The organism is Streptomyces sp. enrichment culture (assembly GCF_964273145.1).
Lineage (GTDB): Bacteria > Actinomycetota > Actinomycetes > Streptomycetales > Streptomycetaceae > Streptomyces.
In genome coordinates this window covers 4,145,202-4,160,979 of sequence record NZ_OZ186873.1, presented here as the reverse complement: position 1 = coordinate 4,160,979, position 15,778 = coordinate 4,145,202, and the positions used below count along the sequence as shown (strand labels likewise).

The 15,778-nt window shown below is 72.6% G+C and carries 16 protein-coding genes; 9 read left to right on the top strand and 7 right to left on the bottom strand.

Features of this window, described 5'->3' with window-relative positions; all coding sequences use genetic code 11:
• Positions 1-12: 12 nt before the first annotated feature.
• Positions 13-1,101 carry a redox-regulated ATPase YchF gene (gene ychF / locus ACSU6Z_RS18915; protein ID WP_437047174.1) on the bottom strand — a complete coding sequence of 363 codons (1,089 nt, stop codon included), beginning with the start codon at positions 1,099-1,101 and terminating at the stop codon, positions 13-15.
• Positions 1,102-1,725: 624 nt separating this feature from the next.
• On the opposite strand from ychF, the gene ACSU6Z_RS18910 reads away from it, so the two are divergent.
• Entirely contained in the window at positions 1,726-2,172 is a 447-nt protein-coding gene (locus ACSU6Z_RS18910) for a DUF6542 domain-containing protein (protein WP_437047173.1), read from the top strand.
• Positions 2,173-2,180: 8 nt separating this feature from the next.
• On the opposite strand, the gene ppgK is transcribed toward ACSU6Z_RS18910, so the two are convergent.
• Together ppgK and ACSU6Z_RS18900 are read right to left on the bottom strand one after the other, a co-directional pair.
• Positions 2,181-2,921: a polyphosphate--glucose phosphotransferase gene (gene ppgK, locus ACSU6Z_RS18905; protein ID WP_437047171.1), complete on the bottom strand. Its 741-nt coding sequence runs from the start codon at positions 2,919-2,921 to the stop codon at positions 2,181-2,183.
• Positions 2,922-3,041: 120 nt separating this feature from the next.
• Positions 3,042-4,061: a 4-hydroxy-3-methylbut-2-enyl diphosphate reductase gene (locus tag ACSU6Z_RS18900; RefSeq protein ID WP_437047170.1), complete on the bottom strand. Its 1,020-nt coding sequence runs from the start codon at positions 4,059-4,061 to the stop codon at positions 3,042-3,044.
• Positions 4,062-4,187: 126 nt separating this feature from the next.
• Here ACSU6Z_RS18900 and ACSU6Z_RS18895 point away from each other — a divergent pair, with 126 nt between their 5' ends.
• The 3 genes from ACSU6Z_RS18895 (at position 4,188) to ACSU6Z_RS18885 (ending at position 7,150) form a co-directional block, all read left to right on the top strand.
• Entirely contained in the window at positions 4,188-5,588 is a 1,401-nt protein-coding gene (locus ACSU6Z_RS18895) for an APC family permease (RefSeq protein WP_437050385.1), read from the top strand.
• An 80-nt stretch (positions 5,589-5,668) separates the two neighbouring features.
• Entirely contained in the window at positions 5,669-6,877 is a 1,209-nt protein-coding gene (gene xseA / locus ACSU6Z_RS18890; RefSeq protein ID WP_437047168.1) for an exodeoxyribonuclease VII large subunit, read from the top strand.
• Between the two features lie 9 nt (positions 6,878-6,886).
• A complete protein-coding gene (locus ACSU6Z_RS18885; RefSeq protein WP_437047167.1) occupies positions 6,887-7,150 on the top strand; it encodes an exodeoxyribonuclease VII small subunit in 264 nt (87 codons plus the stop codon).
• 7 nt (positions 7,151-7,157) lie between these two features.
• Here the strand turns inward: ACSU6Z_RS18885 and ACSU6Z_RS18880 are convergent, their stop codons facing one another.
• Positions 7,158-7,394, bottom strand: coding sequence for a DUF4287 domain-containing protein (locus ACSU6Z_RS18880; protein ID WP_437047165.1), 237 nt, complete (start codon positions 7,392-7,394; stop codon positions 7,158-7,160).
• Between the two features lie 215 nt (positions 7,395-7,609).
• Between ACSU6Z_RS18880 and ACSU6Z_RS18875 the strand changes: the two genes are divergently transcribed.
• Positions 7,610-8,200: a malonic semialdehyde reductase gene (locus ACSU6Z_RS18875; protein WP_437047163.1), complete on the top strand. Its 591-nt coding sequence runs from the start codon at positions 7,610-7,612 to the stop codon at positions 8,198-8,200.
• A gap of 67 nt (positions 8,201-8,267) precedes the next feature.
• Here the strand turns inward: ACSU6Z_RS18875 and ACSU6Z_RS18870 are convergent, their stop codons facing one another.
• Positions 8,268-8,825: a DUF4245 domain-containing protein gene (locus tag ACSU6Z_RS18870; protein ID WP_437047161.1), complete on the bottom strand. Its 558-nt coding sequence runs from the start codon at positions 8,823-8,825 to the stop codon at positions 8,268-8,270.
• Between the two features lie 127 nt (positions 8,826-8,952).
• Here ACSU6Z_RS18870 and glpX point away from each other — a divergent pair, with 127 nt between their 5' ends.
• Complete coding sequence (glpX, locus tag ACSU6Z_RS18865) at positions 8,953-9,987, top strand: class II fructose-bisphosphatase (protein ID WP_437047159.1); 1,035 nt, start codon at positions 8,953-8,955, stop codon at positions 9,985-9,987.
• Positions 9,988-10,102: 115 nt separating this feature from the next.
• Here the strand turns inward: glpX and ACSU6Z_RS18860 are convergent, their stop codons facing one another.
• Positions 10,103-10,480, bottom strand: a complete 378-nt coding sequence (locus tag ACSU6Z_RS18860) for a WhiB family transcriptional regulator (protein ID WP_437016678.1) — start codon at positions 10,478-10,480, stop codon at positions 10,103-10,105.
• A gap of 163 nt (positions 10,481-10,643) precedes the next feature.
• Positions 10,644-11,351, bottom strand: coding sequence for a DUF1707 SHOCT-like domain-containing protein (locus tag ACSU6Z_RS18855; protein WP_437047157.1), 708 nt, complete (start codon positions 11,349-11,351; stop codon positions 10,644-10,646).
• 329 nt (positions 11,352-11,680) lie between these two features.
• Between ACSU6Z_RS18855 and ACSU6Z_RS18850 the strand changes: the two genes are divergently transcribed.
• The 3 genes from ACSU6Z_RS18850 (at position 11,681) to fomD (ending at position 15,694) form a co-directional block, all read left to right on the top strand.
• Complete coding sequence (locus ACSU6Z_RS18850; protein ID WP_437047156.1) at positions 11,681-13,357, top strand: fumarate hydratase; 1,677 nt, start codon at positions 11,681-11,683, stop codon at positions 13,355-13,357.
• Between the two features lie 77 nt (positions 13,358-13,434).
• Positions 13,435-14,850: a class II fumarate hydratase gene (locus tag ACSU6Z_RS18845; protein WP_437047154.1), complete on the top strand. Its 1,416-nt coding sequence runs from the start codon at positions 13,435-13,437 to the stop codon at positions 14,848-14,850.
• 85 nt (positions 14,851-14,935) lie between these two features.
• Positions 14,936-15,694 carry a cytidylyl-2-hydroxypropylphosphonate hydrolase gene (gene fomD / locus ACSU6Z_RS18840; protein ID WP_437047152.1) on the top strand — a complete coding sequence of 253 codons (759 nt, stop codon included), beginning with the start codon at positions 14,936-14,938 and terminating at the stop codon, positions 15,692-15,694.
• The last annotated feature ends 84 nt before the right edge of the window (positions 15,695-15,778 follow it).

Below are 15,778 nucleotides of genomic sequence, written 5' to 3'. Positions count from 1 at the left end.
GTGCAATCGCACCTACACGTTGAAGCGGAACTCCACCACGTCCCCGTCCTGCATCACGTAGTCCTTGCCCTCCATGCGGGCCTTGCCCTTGGCGCGGGCCTCGGCGACCGAGCCGGTCTCGACCAGGTCGTCGAAGGAGATGACCTCGGCCTTGATGAAGCCCTTCTGGAAGTCGGTGTGGATGACGCCGGCGGCCTCGGGGGCGGTGGCGCCCTTCTTGATGGTCCAGGCGCGGGATTCCTTGGGGCCGGCGGTGAGGTAGGTCTGCAGGCCCAGGGTGTCGAAGCCCACGCGGGCCAGGGTGGCCAGGCCGGGCTCGTCCTGGCCGACGGACTGGAGCAGTTCGAGGGCCTCGTCCTCGTCGAGCTCGGCCAGGTCGGCCTCCAGCTTGGCGTTGAGGAAGATCGCCTCGGCGGGGGCGACCAGCGCGCGCTGCTCGTTCTTGAAGTCCTCGTCGACCAGCTCGTCCTCGTCGACGTTGAAGACGTAGAGGAACGGCTTCGTCGTCAGCAGGTGCAGGTCGTGCAGGAGCTCGGCGCGCTCGCCGCCCTGGACGATGCCGTGGGCGAAGAGCGTGTCGCCCTTCTCCAGGATCTCCTTGGCCTCCTCGACGGCCTTGACCTTGGGCGCCACGTCCTTCTTGATCCGGGACTCCTTCTGGAGGCGGGGAAGGACCTTCTCGATGGTCTGCAGGTCGGCCAGGATCAGCTCGGTGTTGATCGTCTCGATGTCGTCCTTGGGCGAGACCTTGCCGTCGACGTGGACGACGTTCTCGTCCTTGAAGGCGCGGATGACCTGGCAGATCGCGTCGGACTCGCGGATGTTCGCGAGGAACTTGTTGCCCAGGCCCTCGCCCTCGCTGGCGCCGCGCACGATGCCGGCGATGTCGACGAAGTCGACGGTGGCCGGGATGACCTTCTCCGAGGAGAAGATCTCGGCCAGCTTGGCCAGCCGGGCGTCCGGCACGCCCACGACGCCGACGTTGGGCTCGATCGTGGCGAACGGGTAGTTGGCCGCCAGCACGTCGTTCTTGGTCAGGGCATTGAACAGGGTCGACTTGCCGACATTGGGCAGACCGACGATTCCGATCGTGAGCGACACGTTGCGACTTCCCGTACGTGAGGATGAGGGGACTGGGACTTGGAACTGGACTTCGGCTTCCTGGGCCCGGGTCCCTCGCGGCTGGCAGGGACGACGCACGGGCCGATCCACCAGTCTACGGCGTGCCCCGCCCGGTCCCGGCGCGGCGTCGAACGGTCGGCCAAGCCGTGCCCGACGGCGTGTCTGAGGGCCTATTCGGCACATAAACCGACCTAAGTTGGTCCAGTGGAGCAACACAGGACGCGATCCCCGCGATACGGCGAGCGACGGAGCGGGCCTCCTCTGCCCCCGCAGACGGGCCGCGGGTCCGCCGGCGACTCGGCGGGCCGCGGGACGGGCGAGGGGCCGGTGACGCCGGCGCGGGCGGCAGGGGGCGCGGGGTCCGGGCGCCGGGCGGCGCCCGGACCCCGCGTGTCCGGTCCGCGCGGCGGGCCGGACGGGCGGGCGGCGGACGCCGGGCTGGTCCGGCAGGGGAAGAAGGGGTCCGGTCCGGGCGGGCCGGGAGCGAAGGGCCGGCCGGGCGGGCCGGGGCCCCGGGGCGGGCGGGACAGGCCGGCGCGGGGTGCCGGGCGGCCCGGGGCCGCGCGGCCGTCCGGTGCCTCCGCCGCGCGGACCGGACGCCCGGTGCCGGCCGGACGCCCGCCGCTGGTCGCCCGGGCCGTACGCGCCGTGCGGCGGATGCCCAACCCCCGGCTGACCGGGCTGGGCAGCGGCTTGTTCTGCGCGGCCGCGGCGGCCGCGCTCGGGGGTCTGGACCGGGCGCTGTTCGGGGCCTCCCCGACGCTGTACGGCGTGCTGTTCCTGCCGGTGTGCGTGCTGACCGGGCTATGGGTGCGCCGGGGCGACCTGTCGGCCGCGCCCGTGGTCGTGCCGATCGCGTTCGCCGTGGGGCTGACGGCCGTCGCCGAGAGCGGGGACGGCGTCGGCGGGCGGCTGATGGGACTGGTGACCGCGCTGGCCACGGAGGCGGGGTGGCTGTACGGGGGGACGCTGCTCGCGGGGCTGACCGTGATCGTGCGGAGGGTCCGCCTGGTCCGCCGCCGCGCCGCCCGGGGCCGCCCGCCGGGCTGAGGCCCCCCTCAGCCCGCCGCCCGCATCGCCGCCCCGACGATCCCCGCGTTGTTCTGCAGCCGGGCCGGGACGATCTCCGCCCTGATGCCCTCCAGGTGGTGCAGGAACTTGTGGGCCTTGCGGCTGACGCCGCCGCCGATGACGAACAGCTCGGGCGAGAACAGCATCTCGACGTGGGCCAGGTACCTCTGGACCCGGTGGGCCCACTGCTCCCACGACAGGTCGAGGTCGTCCTTGACCTTGCCGGAGGCGCGCTTCTCCGCCTCGTGGCCGTCGAGCTCCAGGTGGCCCAGCTCGGTGTTGGGGACGAGGACGCCGTCGGTGAAGACGGCGCTGCCGATGCCGGTGCCGAAGGTGAGGACGACGACGGTGCCGCGGCGGCCGCGGCCGGCGCCGAAGTGCATCTCGGCGACGCCCGCCGCGTCCGCGTCGTTGACGACCGTCACCGGCAGCCCGCCCAGCCGGTCGCCGAACAGCGCGCGGGCGTCGGTGCCGATCCAGCCGCGGTCGACGTTCGCCGCCGTACGGACGGTGGCGCCGTCGGTGACCACGCCCGGGAAGGTCAGGCCGACCGGTCCCCTCCAGCCGAAGTGGTCGACGACCTGCTTCACGCCGTCGGCCACGCCGTCGGGCGTCGCCGGATGCGGGGTGAGCACCTTGTGGCGCTCCGCCGCCAGGTCACCTCTGTCGAGGTCCACGGGGGCGCCCTTGATGCCGGATCCGCCGATGTCCACGCCGAAGATCTGCATGGCCCTACGGTACGACGGACGACCGGCGCCCACTGTCCGTCGGGCGGGAACGGGCGGCCCGCCCGACGGGGACGGGCGGCCGGCCCGACGGGGACGGGCGGCCGGCCCCGCCGCCGGACGTCACTCGGCGCCGGAGGCCCCCGCGCCGCCCCGCTCCGCCACCAGCGCCGCCGCCTCGTCGCGCAGGTCGCGGCGCAGCTCCTTGGGGAGCGAGAAGGTGATGGACTCCTCGGCGGCCTTGACGATCTCCACGTCCTCGAAACCGCGCCGGGCGAGCCACTCCAGCACCTGCTCGACCAGGACCTCCGGGACCGAGGCGCCGGAGGTGACGCCGACCGTGGAGACCCCGTCCAGCCAGGTCTCGTCGATCTCGTCGGCGAAGTCCACCAGGTACGCGGCGCGGGCCCCGGCCTGCTCGGCGACCTCGACGAGCCGCTTGGAGTTGGAGGAGTTGCGGGAGCCGACGACGATCACCAGGTCGGCCTCGGCGCCCATCTGCTTCACCGCGAGCTGGCGGTTCTGCGTGGCGTAGCAGATGTCGTCGCTGGGCGGGGAGACCAGCTGCGGGAACTTCTCTTTCAGGGCGTCGACGGTCTCCATGGTCTCGTCGACGGACAGCGTGGTCTGGGAGAGCCAGACGACCTTGGACGGGTCGCGGACCTCGACCTTGTCCACGTCGCCCGGCCCGTCGACGAGCTGGATGTGGTCCGGGGCCTCGCCGGAGGTGCCGATGACCTCCTCGTGGCCCTCGTGGCCGATCAGGAGGATGTCGTAGTCCTCCTTGGCGAAGCGGACGGCCTCCTTGTGGACCTTGGTGACCAGGGGGCAGGTCGCGTCGATGGTGGCGAGCCGGCCGCGCTGGGCCTCCTCGTGGACGGCGGGGGCCACGCCGTGCGCGGAGAACATCACGATGTTCCCCGGGGGGACCTCCTCCGTCCGCTCGACGAAGACGGCGCCCTTCTTCTCCAGCGTCTGGACGACGTACTTGTTGTGGACGATCTCGTGCCGGACGTAGATCGGTGCCCCGTACTGCTCCAGGGCCTTCTCCACGGCGATCACGGCGCGGTCCACACCCGCGCAGTAGCCCCGGGGAGCGGCGAGCAGGACACGGCGGCCAGGCGAAGCGGTCATGGGGACCATCGTAAGGCCGCGTTCGGCGGGTCGGAGATCGCGTGGCCGTCGCGTTCCCGGGGAGACTGGCCGTGAGCCGTGAGCCGGGAGGCCGGAGCGACGGGTGAGACGGGGACGGAGGCTCTGATGGCCGGGATGTCGGGGAGGGAGGGGGCGTCCGGGAGCGGCGCGGCGGACCGGGAGGGCGGTGGGGGGCGCGGTCTGCGGCGCACGCTCGGCTTCCGGGACCTGGTCGTCTACGGGTTGCTGTTCATCGCGCCGATGGCACCGGTCGGTGTCTTCGGCACGCTGGACGCCAGGTCGCACGGCGCGGTCGCGCTGGTGTACCTGATCGCGACCGTGGCGATGGCGTTCACCGCGTTCAGCTACGCCCAGATGGTGCGGGTGGTCCCGCGGGCGGGCTCGGTGTTCGCCTACGCGCGCGCGGGGCTGGGCAGGGGGGCCGGTTTCGTCGCCGGCTGGATGGCCGCGCTGGACTACGTCCTGATCCCCGCCGTCGCCTATCTCTTCTCCGGGATCGCGATGCACGAGCTGGTCCCGGGGGTGCCGCGGTGGGTGTGGACGGTGCTGGCGGTGGTGATCACGACCCTGCTGAACCTGTGGGGCGTGCGGGCGGCGGCCCGCGTGGGCTTCCTGGTGCTGGCCATGGAGATCGTCGTCCTGCTGGTGTTCGTCGTGGCGGCGCTCGTCGTCCTCGCCCGTGACGGCGCGGAGCGGGGCTGGCTGTCGCCGCTGACCGGGGACGGCTCGCAGGGGGCGTTCGCGCTGTCGGCGGTGATCGGCGCGGTGTCGGTGGCGGTGCTGTCGTACCTCGGCTTCGACGCGATCGCCACGTTCGCGGAGGAGGCCACCGGCGGGTCGCACCGGGTGGCGCGGGCGCTGCTGTTCTGCCTGGCGCTGGCGGGGCTGCTGTTCGTGGCGCAGACGTATCTGGTGGCGCTGCTGGAGCCGGTGCCGTCGGCGCGGCTGGCGGCGGAGCCGCAGCGGCAGGGGTCGGCGTTCTACGACGCCGTGGAGGCGTCGGTGGGGACGTGGCTGCGGGACCTGGTGGCGGCGAGCAAGGCGATCGGCGCCGCGTTCGCGGCGCTGGCCGGGCAGGCGGCGGCCGGGCGGCTGCTGTTCGCGATGGGGCGCGAGGGGCGGCTGCCCCGGGTGCTGGCGCGGACCGGCTCCGGGGTGCCGCGGGTGGCGCTGCTGTGCGCGGCCGCGGTCACGCTGGTGGCGGCGGTGTGGGCGGCGCGGCGCGACGACGGGATGGACTACCTGGTGTCGGTGGTCGACATCGGCGCGCTGACCGCGTTCACGCTGCTGCACGCGAGCGTGGTGGGCTGGTTCGCGGTGCGGCGCGAGGGCCCGGCGGTGAGCTGGTGGCGGCACGTACTGGTCCCCGTCCTGGGGGCGGTGGTCACCGTGGCCGTGATCGTGGAGGCGTCCGGGGCGGCGCAGGTGGTGGGTGCGGTCTGGCTGCTGGCCGGGCTGGTGGTGCTGGTGGTCCAGGGCCGGGGGCGCGGGCGGGATCCGGCCGGTGCGGGGTGAGCGCGCGGGCGGGATCCGGCCGGGGCGGGGCGGGCGCGCGGGCCGGGGCGTTGTCGGCGCCTGCCGTTACGCTCGGGCGCATGGCTGTGAACACGACTCCCGAGTCCCCCCTTCCCGTCGGTGAGGTGTCGCGGCTCATCGGGGGGTGGATCGACCGGCTCGGCGCGGTGTGGGTCGAGGGGCAGATCACGCAGTTGTCGCGGCGGCCGGGCGCGGGGGTGGTGTTCCTGACGCTGCGCGACCCGTCGTACGACGTCTCCGTCAGCGTGACCTGCTACCGGCAGGTGTTCGACGCGGTCGCCGATGTGATCGGCGAGGGCGCCCGGGTCGTCGTGCACGCCAAGCCCGAGTGGTACGCCCCGCGCGGGCAGCTGTCGCTGCGGGCCGCCGAGATCAGGCCCGTGGGGGTCGGGGAGCTGCTGGCGCGCCTGGAGCAGCTGAAGAAGACCCTCGCGCGGGAGGGCCTGTTCGCGCCGGAGCGCAAGAAGCCGCTGCCGTTCCTGCCCCACCTCGTCGGGCTGGTGTGCGGGCGGGCCTCGGCGGCCGAGCGGGACGTGCTGGAGAACGCGCGGCGCCGCTGGCCGGCCGTGCGCTTCGAGGTGCGCAACGTGGCCGTGCAGGGCGTGCACGCGGTGCCGCAGGTGGTGCGGGCGGTCGAGGAGCTCGACGCGATCGACGACGTGGACGTGATCGTCGTCGCGCGGGGCGGCGGCAGCGTGGAGGATCTGCTGCCGTTCTCCGACGAGCAGCTGGTGCGCACGGTCGCGGCCTGCCGTACGCCCGTGGTGTCGGCGATCGGCCACGAACCGGACACCCCGCTGCTCGACTACGTCGCCGACGTGCGCGCCTCTACCCCCACCGACGCGGCGAAGAAGGTGGTGCCGGACGTCGGCGAGGAGCACGAGCGCGTACGGCTGCTGCGGGACCGGGCGCGGCGCTGTGTGCGGGCGCTGGTGGAGCGGGAGGAGCGGGGACTCGCCCACGCGCTCGCGCGGCCCGCGGTCCAGGACCCGTACCGGATGGTCGACGAGCGGGCCGAGCAGGTGGCGTCCCTGCTCGACCGGGTCCGCCGCAGCCTGCGGCACCACCTCGACCGCGCCGATTCCGAGCTGACGCACACACGTGCGCGCGTGGAGGCCCTCTCCCCCGCCGCGACCCTCAAGCGGGGGTACGCGGTGCTCCAGCGGGCCGGCGGGCAGGCCGTGCGCGATCCGGGCGAGGTGAGCGCCGGGGAGGCGCTGCGCGCGCGGGTGTCCGAGGGTGAGTTCTCCGTACGAGTCGACGCATAGGGTGAACAGATGACCAGCGAGGTGGAGCAGACGGCGGCCCGGACCGAGGCGCTCGGATACGAGCAGGCCCGGGACGAGCTGATCGAGGTCGTACGGCGGCTGGAGGCGGGCGGTACGACGCTGGAGGAGTCCCTCGCCCTGTGGGAGCGGGGCGAGGAGCTGGCGAGGATCTGCCGGAGCCGGCTGGACGGGGCCCGGGCCCGGCTGGACGCGGCCCTGGCGGAGGAGACCGAGGCGGTGGCCGGGGAGCGGGAGGACCCTGGGGCCCCGTAGCGGGCGGCTACTTCCCCGCGGCCTCGGCGAGGGTGTGCGCGACGAGGGCGTTGGCGTGCCCGTGGCCCAGGCCGTGCTCCGTCTTGAGCCAGGTGACCAGTTCCATGTGCCGGGTCAGGGGCGAGGCGCGGATCAGCTCCTTCCACTCGGCGACGGGACGGCCGTACTTCTTCTCGATGGACGGGAAGTAGGCGGCCCCCTTCGCGCTCGTCGTGCCGTTCGCGGTGTCCGCGGTGTTCGTCATGCCGACGTGATCCCTCTCCGGTGCGTGCGGTCGCGTGTCACCTGGTACGACCGGGCGTGGCGGCCGGAGTCATCGGCCATCGGGTGTGTCCTGCGTCACTCGGTTGACTCCCCGGAGGATGTGAAGCGGATCACCGTCCCCCATTGGTTGAACGTTGAACTTCCTTGGCGTAAGGTCGACTCCGTAACCCGGCCCATACGGAAAGAAAGTCACGCATGTCTCTCCTCCTCGACCCCGCCGCCCAGGATCTGCTGTTCCGCGAGGCCCGCACCGCGAACACCTTCACCGACGAGCCGGTGACCGACGAGCAGGTGCAGGCGATCTACGACTTGGTCAAGTACGGTCCGACCGCCTTCAACCAGTCCCCGCTGCGCATCACGCTGGTCCGCTCCCCCGAGGCCCGCGAGCGCCTGGTGAAGCACATGGCCGAGGGCAACCAGGCCAAGACGGCCTCCGCCCCGCTGGTCGCGATCCTGTCGGCGGACAACGAGTTCCACGAGGAGCTGCCCGAGCTCTTCCCGCACTTCCCGCAGGCCAAGGACGCCTTCTTCGCCGACCGGCCGGTGCGCGAGAACTCCGCCACGCTGAACGCCGCCCTCCAGGCCGCCTACTTCATCGTCGGCGTCCGCGCCGCCGGCCTGGCCGCCGGCCCGATGACCGGTTTCGACGTCGAGGGCGTCCGCAAGGAGTTCCTCGACGACGACCACACCCCGCTGATCGTCGTCAACATCGGCAAGCCGGGCCCGGACGCCTGGTACCCGCGCTCCCCGCGCCTGGCCTACGAGCAGGTCGTCACCACCGTCTGAGCCCCGCCCGGACACGAGGAAGGCCCCCGGCACACCGCCGGGGGCCTTCCTCGTGCGCCTTCCGGGCTCACGCCGTCCTCAGGGCCGCGGCCACCTTCGCCAACTGGTCGAACGACGCCGTGCCGGTCACGAGGGTCGTCGCACGCCCGGCGCTGCCGCCGGCCCCCTCGTCCGCCGGGGAGTCCTCCAGCACCAGGGCGTCGTACCGGCCGCCCGTGTACCGGACCCACGTCCGGCCGCCGATCTCCTGGGTGACCCCGGTCTTCCGCGCGCCCTGGCTCGCCTCCTCGATGAAGCGGGAGCGCTTCTCCGTGGACTGCTCGACCGCCACGTACTCGCCGTCCGGGGCGTGGTAGCCCAGGTGCCAGCGGTCGAAGTCGTCGCCCCGGAAGCGGACCGAGGTCGGCTTCCACGCCTCGGGCAGGCCTTCGGGCGCGGCGACCGGGTAGGGCGCGGCCCGGCGCGCGGTGAGCAGCTCGACCCGGTAGTCGACCCTTCTGACGTCGGGTTCCGCGTCGTCGTCGTGCGGGATGAAGAGCCACATGACGCCGCCCACGAGCACGATGACGGCCAGGGAGAGGATCATGTCCCGCGCCGTCTTCTGCTTGCCGTTCGTACCTGCCACGCCTCCTATCGTCGCAGGTGCCCGGAGCGCTCATCCGTGGGGTCCCCTGCTCATTTTGTCTGCCTAACGATAGAGTCGTGGCCAACACCCTCATCCGGCCGTCGTCGTATCAGAAAGGTGCGCTCCGATGACCGAGCACCATCACCTGCCGTCCGAGCTGGACGTCCCCTCCGAGGCCCCCGACCGCAACCTGGCGCTGGAGCTGGTCCGGGTCACCGAGGCCGCGGCGATGGCCGCGGGCCGCTGGGTCGGGCGCGGGGACAAGAACGGCGCCGACGGCGCCGCGGTGCGCGCCATGCGGACCCTGGTCCACACCGTGTCGATGAACGGCGTCGTCGTCATCGGCGAGGGCGAGAAGGACGAGGCGCCGATGCTCTTCAACGGGGAGCGCGTGGGTGACGGGACCGGGCCCGAGGTCGACATCGCCGTCGACCCGATCGACGGCACCACGCTGACGGCCAAGGGCATGCCGAACGCGATCGCCGTCCTCGCCGCCACCGAGCGCGGGGCGATGTTCGACCCGTCCGCCGTCTTCTACATGGACAAGCTGGTCACCGGACCGGAGGCCGCCGACTTCGTCGACATCGACGCCCCGGTGGCGGTGAACATCCGCCGGGTCGCCAAGGCCAAGCGGTCCACGCCCGAGGACGTCACCGTCTGCATCCTGGACCGCCCCCGCCACCAGGACCTGATCGATCAGGTCAGGCAGACCGGCGCCCGCATCAAGCTGATCTCCGACGGCGACGTCGCCGGCTCCATCCTGGCGCTGCGCGAGGGCACCGGCATCGACCTGCTGCTCGGCATCGGCGGCACCCCCGAGGGCATCATCTCGGCCTGCGCGGTGAAGTGCCTGGGCGGCACCATCCAGGGCAAGCTGTGGCCGAAGGACGACGAGGAGCGGCAGCGGGCCGTCGACGCCGGGCACGACCTGGACCGCGTCCTGACCACCGACGACCTGGTCCGCGGCGACAACGTCTTCTTCGCGGCGACCGGCATCACCGACGGCGAACTGCTGCGCGGGGTGCGCTACCGCTCCGAGACCGCCATGACGTCGTCGATCGTCATGCGCTCCAAGTCGGGCACGGTCCGCCGGATCGACTCCGAGCACCGGCTGAGCAAGCTGCGCGCCTACAGCGCGATCGACTTCGACCGGGCGAAGTAGCCCCCGCGCCCCGGGGCGCCGCCCCCGCGGCACCGGAGGAGGCACCCTCCGCGCGCAGGGGTGCCCCTTCCTCCGGACGTTCCCGGGCGCTTCCCGTCCGTCTCGCGGCGGCCGGCTAACCGGCCGCCGCTATGCGGCCGGTCGTGCGCGCCGCTTTCTTCAGCTCCACCTCGCGGCGCCGGCGCCGGGCCAGGACCACGCGGCGTTCGGCGGCCGTGAGGCCGCCCCAGACGCCGTACGGCTCGGGCTGGAGCAGCGCGTGCTCGCGGCACTCGACCATGACCGGGCAGCGCGCGCAGACGCGCTTGGCCGCTTCCTCCCGCGAGAGCCGGGCAGCCGTGGGCTCCTTGGAGGGCGCGAAGAACAGGCCGGCCTCGTCGCGCCGGCACACCGCCTCGGTGTGCCAGGGGGCGTCGTGGTCCCTGTCTCGCACGGGCACCCGCTGGGCCGGAACGGCAGCTACCTGCAGGGACGAATGCGGCGGTTGCAGCACGGTCTACTCCTGACGACGGCTTCGCGAGCGAGAGACGATGCAGCAAGGCCTACCCACTGTGTGCGCGCCTATGCACTGAGTTCCCATCCGTCGGCTCCGCGGGGTCGTCACACCCGCGCGGGAGCCGGCCGGGCCGCCGCGGGACCGGCCGGATTCACGACCGTCAATGATCCAGGTGTTTGCGCAGGCTCCGGTCGACCTTGCGGTGGACCCGGTCGAGGATGTCCGCGACGACCCTGCCCCGCCGGGGCCGCGCCTCGACGCTGCCCAGCACGGCCCAGCCGTCGACGTGGACGACGGGGGCCTCCGCCTCGGCCGAGTCGAGGGCGTCCACCTCGAAGCTGCCCAGCACACCGCCGCCCATGCCGTGCAGCGACACGTTCTGCGGAACGCGGATCTCGACGCTGCCGAAGATCGCGAACGCCTTGATCACCACCTGCTGGTACTCGAAGACCGCCTCGCTGAGGTCGATCTCGACGCTGCCGAAGACCGCCCAGGCGTGGATCCGCCGGCCCGCGCGCCGGCGGCCCTTGCGGACGACGCCGCCGAACACCGCGACGACGTTCTCGTCGGGGCCGGCCGGGAGGGCGCCGGCTCCGGGGCGGCCGGGGGCGGGCGCGTGGGCCCGGCCGCCCCGGTCCTCGTGCGCGGCGGGCAGGTCCCGTACGAACGCGTCCAGCTCGCCGACGGTCCTGGCGGCCAGCACCCCCTCGACGCGCTCGGCGTGCTCCTCCGCGGTGAGACGGCCCTCGGCGAGGGCCTCGCGGAGCATGTCGGCGACGCGGTCCCGGTCGGCGTCCGAGGCGCGCAGCCCGGAGACGGGCGGGGCGGCGGGCTGCTGCGGCTGCGGTGTGTGCTGGTGAAGGTCCACGGCAGCAGCGTAGCGAAACGCGATAGATCGCGACTAGGGTCTTTCGTTTGGATCAGGTCGGATCAGGGAGCGGGACCTGGTGCCGTGCGTCGCAAGGCGGAGGAGGGCGCCATGGCGGAGCCATGGCAACCGACGACAACGCGGCGAGGCACGGCACCAGGCCCCGCGAGCCCGGCATGATCCGAACGAGAGGCCCTAGGGGTGGAGGCGATCCGGCGGCGGGCCGGGCGCGGCGAACTGAGCCTTACCTCACAGATCCACCGCCGGCGGCAGGTTCTACGCTGGTGGGCGCTGCCCATGGAGGCCAGCCGCAGTCCGTCGAGTGAGGAATGGGCGAGATGCCTGAGTTCGCGTACACCGATCTGCTTCCCCAGGGAGAGGACACCACCCCCTACCGGCTGGTGACCTCCGAGGGCGTTTCCACCGTCGAGGGGCCGGACGGGCGGACGTTCCTGAAGGTGGAGCCGGAGGCGCTGCGCAAGCTGGCCGAGGAGGCCATCCACGACATCCAGCACTACCTGCGTCCCGCGCACCTGGCGCAGCTGCGCCGGATCATCGACGACCCCGAGGCGTCGGGCAACGACAAGTTCGTGGCGCTGGACCTGCTGAAGAACGCCAACATCGCCGCCGCCGGCGTGCTCCCCATGTGCCAGGACACCGGCACGGCGATCGTGATGGGCAAGCGCGGCCAGAACGTGCTGACGGCGGGCCGCGACGAGGAGGCCCTCTCGCGCGGCATCTACGACGCCTACACCAAGCTGAACCTGCGCTACTCGCAGATGGCGCCGCTGACCATGTGGGAGGAGAAGAACACCGGCTCCAACCTCCCCGCCCAGATCGAGCTGTACGCCACCGACGGGGACGCCTACAAGTTCCTGTTCATGGCCAAGGGCGGCGGCAGCGCCAACAAGTCCTTCCTCTACCAGGAGACCAAGGCGGTCCTGAACGAGGCCTCCATGATGAAGTTCCTGGAGGAGAAGATCCGCTCGCTGGGCACGGCCGCCTGCCCGCCGTACCACCTGGCGATCGTCGTCGGCGGCACCAGCGCCGAGTACGCGCTGAAGACCGCCAAGTACGCCTCCGCGCACTACCTGGACAACATGCCCACCGAGGGTTCGCCGCTCGGCCACGGCTTCCGGGACAAGGAGCTGGAGGAGAAGGTCTTCGAGCTCACCCAGAAGATCGGCATCGGCGCGCAGTTCGGCGGCAAGTACTTCTGCCACGACGTGCGCGTGATCCGCCTGCCGCGCCACGGCGCCTCCTGCCCGGTCGCCCTCGCGGTCTCCTGCTCCGCCGACCGCCAGGCCGTCGCCAAGATCACCGCCGAGGGCGTCTTCCTGGAGCAGCTGGAGAGGGACCCGGCGCGCTTCCTGCCGGACACCACCGACGCCCAGCTCGACGAGGGCGACGTGGTGAGGATCGACCTGAACCAGCCGATGGAGCGGATCCTCGCCGAGCTGACCAAGTACCCGGTCAAGACCCGGCTGTCGCTGACCGGCCCGCTGGTGGTGGCCCGCGACATCGCGCACGCCAAGATCAAGGAGCGGCTGGACGCGGGCGAGGGGATGCCGCAGTACCTGAAGGACCACCCGGTGTACTACGCCGGCCCGGCCAAGACCCCCGAGGGGTACGCCTCCGGCTCCTTCGGTCCGACGACGGCCGGCCGCATGGACTCCTACGTGGAGCAGTTCCAGGCCGCCGGCGGCTCCAAGGTGATGCTGGCCAAGGGCAACCGCAGCAAGCAGGTGACCGACGCGTGCGCCGCGCACGGCGGCTTCTACCTGGGCTCCATCGGCGGTCCCGCCGCCCGCCTGGCGCAGGACTGCATCAAGAAGGTCGAGGTCCTGGAGTACGAGGAGCTCGGCATGGAGGCCGTCTGGAAGATCGAGGTGGAGGACTTCCCCGCCTTCATCGTCGTCGACGACAAGGGCAACGACTTCTTCCAGGACCCGGCTCCGCAGCCGACCTTCACGTCCATCCCGGTGCGCGGTCCCGGCCTGGGCTGACGGACGCGGTGACGGTTCGCCTCCACGGGGAACAGTGGTCCCGTCGCGGACGCTGTGAGACGTGGAGGTGATCGTCGATGACCGACGAGGGACAGGACGGGACCGGCCGGGCCGGGTACCGCATCGAGCACGACTCCATGGGCGAGGTGCGGGTGCCCGCCCACGCCAAGTGGCGGGCCCAGACCCAGCGGGCGGTGGAGAACTTCCCCGTCTCCGGGCAGCGCATCGAGCGCGCGCACATCGAGGCACTGGCGCAGATCAAGAAGGCGGCGGCGAAGGTCAACGCCGAGCTGGGCGTCCTGGACGGGGAGATCGCCCGGGCGATCCAGGAGGCCGCCGCCGAGGTGGCCGCCGGGCGGTGGGACGACCACTTCCCCGTCGACGTGTTCCAGACCGGTTCCGGGACCTCGTCCAACATGAACGCCAACGAGGTCATCGCGACGCTCGCCGGTGAGCGCCTGGGCCGCGACGTGCACCCCAACGACCACGTCAACGCCTCCCAGTCGTCCAACGACGTCTTCCCCTCCTCGATCCACATCGCCGCCACGGCCGCCGTCACGCGGGACCTGGTCCCGGCCCTGGAGCACCTGGCGGCGGCGCTGGAGCGCAAGGCGCAGGAGTTCGCCGACGTGGTGAAGGCCGGGCGGACGCACCTGATGGACGCCACGCCCGTGACGCTGGGGCAGGAGTTCGGCGGGTACGCCGCCCAGGTCCGGTACGGCGTGGAGCGGCTGAGGGCCTCCCTGCCCCGGCTCGCCGAGCTGCCCCTGGGCGGCACCGCCGTCGGCACCGGCATCAACACCCCGCCCGGCTTCTCCGCCGCCGTCATCGAGGAGGTGGCCCGCGCGACCGGGCTGCCGCTCACCGAGGCGCGCGACCACTTCGAGGCGCAGGGCGCCCGGGACGGGATCGTGGAGACCAGCGGGCAGCTGCGGACGATCGCCGTCGGCCTGACGAAGATCGCCAACGATCTGCGCTGGATGTCCTCCGGGCCGCGCACCGGCCTGGCGGAGATCTCCCTGCCCGATCTCCAGCCCGGTTCGTCGATCATGCCGGGGAAGGTGAACCCGGTCGTCCCCGAGGCCGTGCTCATGGTGTGCGCGCAGGTCGTGGGCAACGACGCGACCGTCGCCACCGCCGGGGCCGCCGGGAACTTCGAGCTCAACGTGATGCTGCCGGTCATCGCCAAGAACGTGCTGGAGTCCGTCCGGCTGCTCGCCAACGTCTCGCGGCTGCTGGCCGACCGCACCGTCGACGGCATCGTGGCCCACCGCGACCGGGCGCGCGAGTACGCCGAGTCGTCGCCGTCCGTCGTCACCCCGCTCAACAAGTACCTCGGCTACGAGGAGGCCGCCAAGGTCGCCAAGAGGGCGCTGGCCGAGCGGAAGACGATCCGCCAGGTGGTGATCGAGGGCGGTTACGTCGAGCGCGGCGACCTGACCGAGGATCAGCTGGACGAGGCGCTGGACGTCCTGCGGATGACGCGTCCCTGACCGGGTCCGCGCCGCCCGCGCACCCGGTGTGCGAACCGTGACGCGCGCCGCAGCGTCCTTTGTACCGGGTGCCTAATATCTGGCCATGACGGACGGTGAAGCGGTGACGGCAGCGGCGGGAACGGGCGGCGCGGCGGCGCACGCGGACGGTACGGCGGCAGGAGCCGCCGAGGCGGCGGCCCGGGCGGGAGGGGCGGCGCCCCGCTGGGCGCCCGGGAGCCAGATCCTGTGGCGGTACCGGGAGAACGCCGGCCCGCGCATACACATCGCGCGCCCCGTCACCGTCGTACGGGACGACGCCGATCTGCTCGCCGTGTGGATGGCGCCGGGCACCGAGTGCGTGAAGCCGGCGCTCGCCGACGGCACCCCGGTCCACCACGAGCCGCTGGCCTCGCGCTACACCAAGCCGCGGACCGTGCAGCGCGACCGGTGGTTCGGCACCGGTGTGCTGAAGCTGGCGCGGCCGGGCGAGCCCTGGTCGGTGTGGCTGTTCTGGGAGCCGGGCTGGCGGTTCAAGAACTGGTACGTGAACCTGGAGGAGCCGCTGGCCCGCTGGCCGGGCGGCGTCGACTCCGAGGACCACTTCCTGGACATCTCCGTCCAGCCGGACGGCCGTTGGCACTGGCGGGACGAGGACGAGTTCGCGCAGGCCCAGCGGGACGGGCTGATGGACGCCGCTCTCGCCGAGCGGGTGCGCCGGGCGGGGCGGTCCGCGGTGGAGGTGATCGACGCCTGGGGGCCGCCGTTCTGCGACGGCTGGCAGGACTGGCGCCCGGACCCCTCGTGGCCGGTACCGTCGTTGCCGGAGGACTGGGACCGCACGCCCGCGCACGTGTCCCCATGAGACCCTTGATACGCCCCCGGGCAGGAAACGTAGGATCGTCCTCCGCAAGGGAGCGCGGCGGCAACGAGCGGAACACGCGCTGGG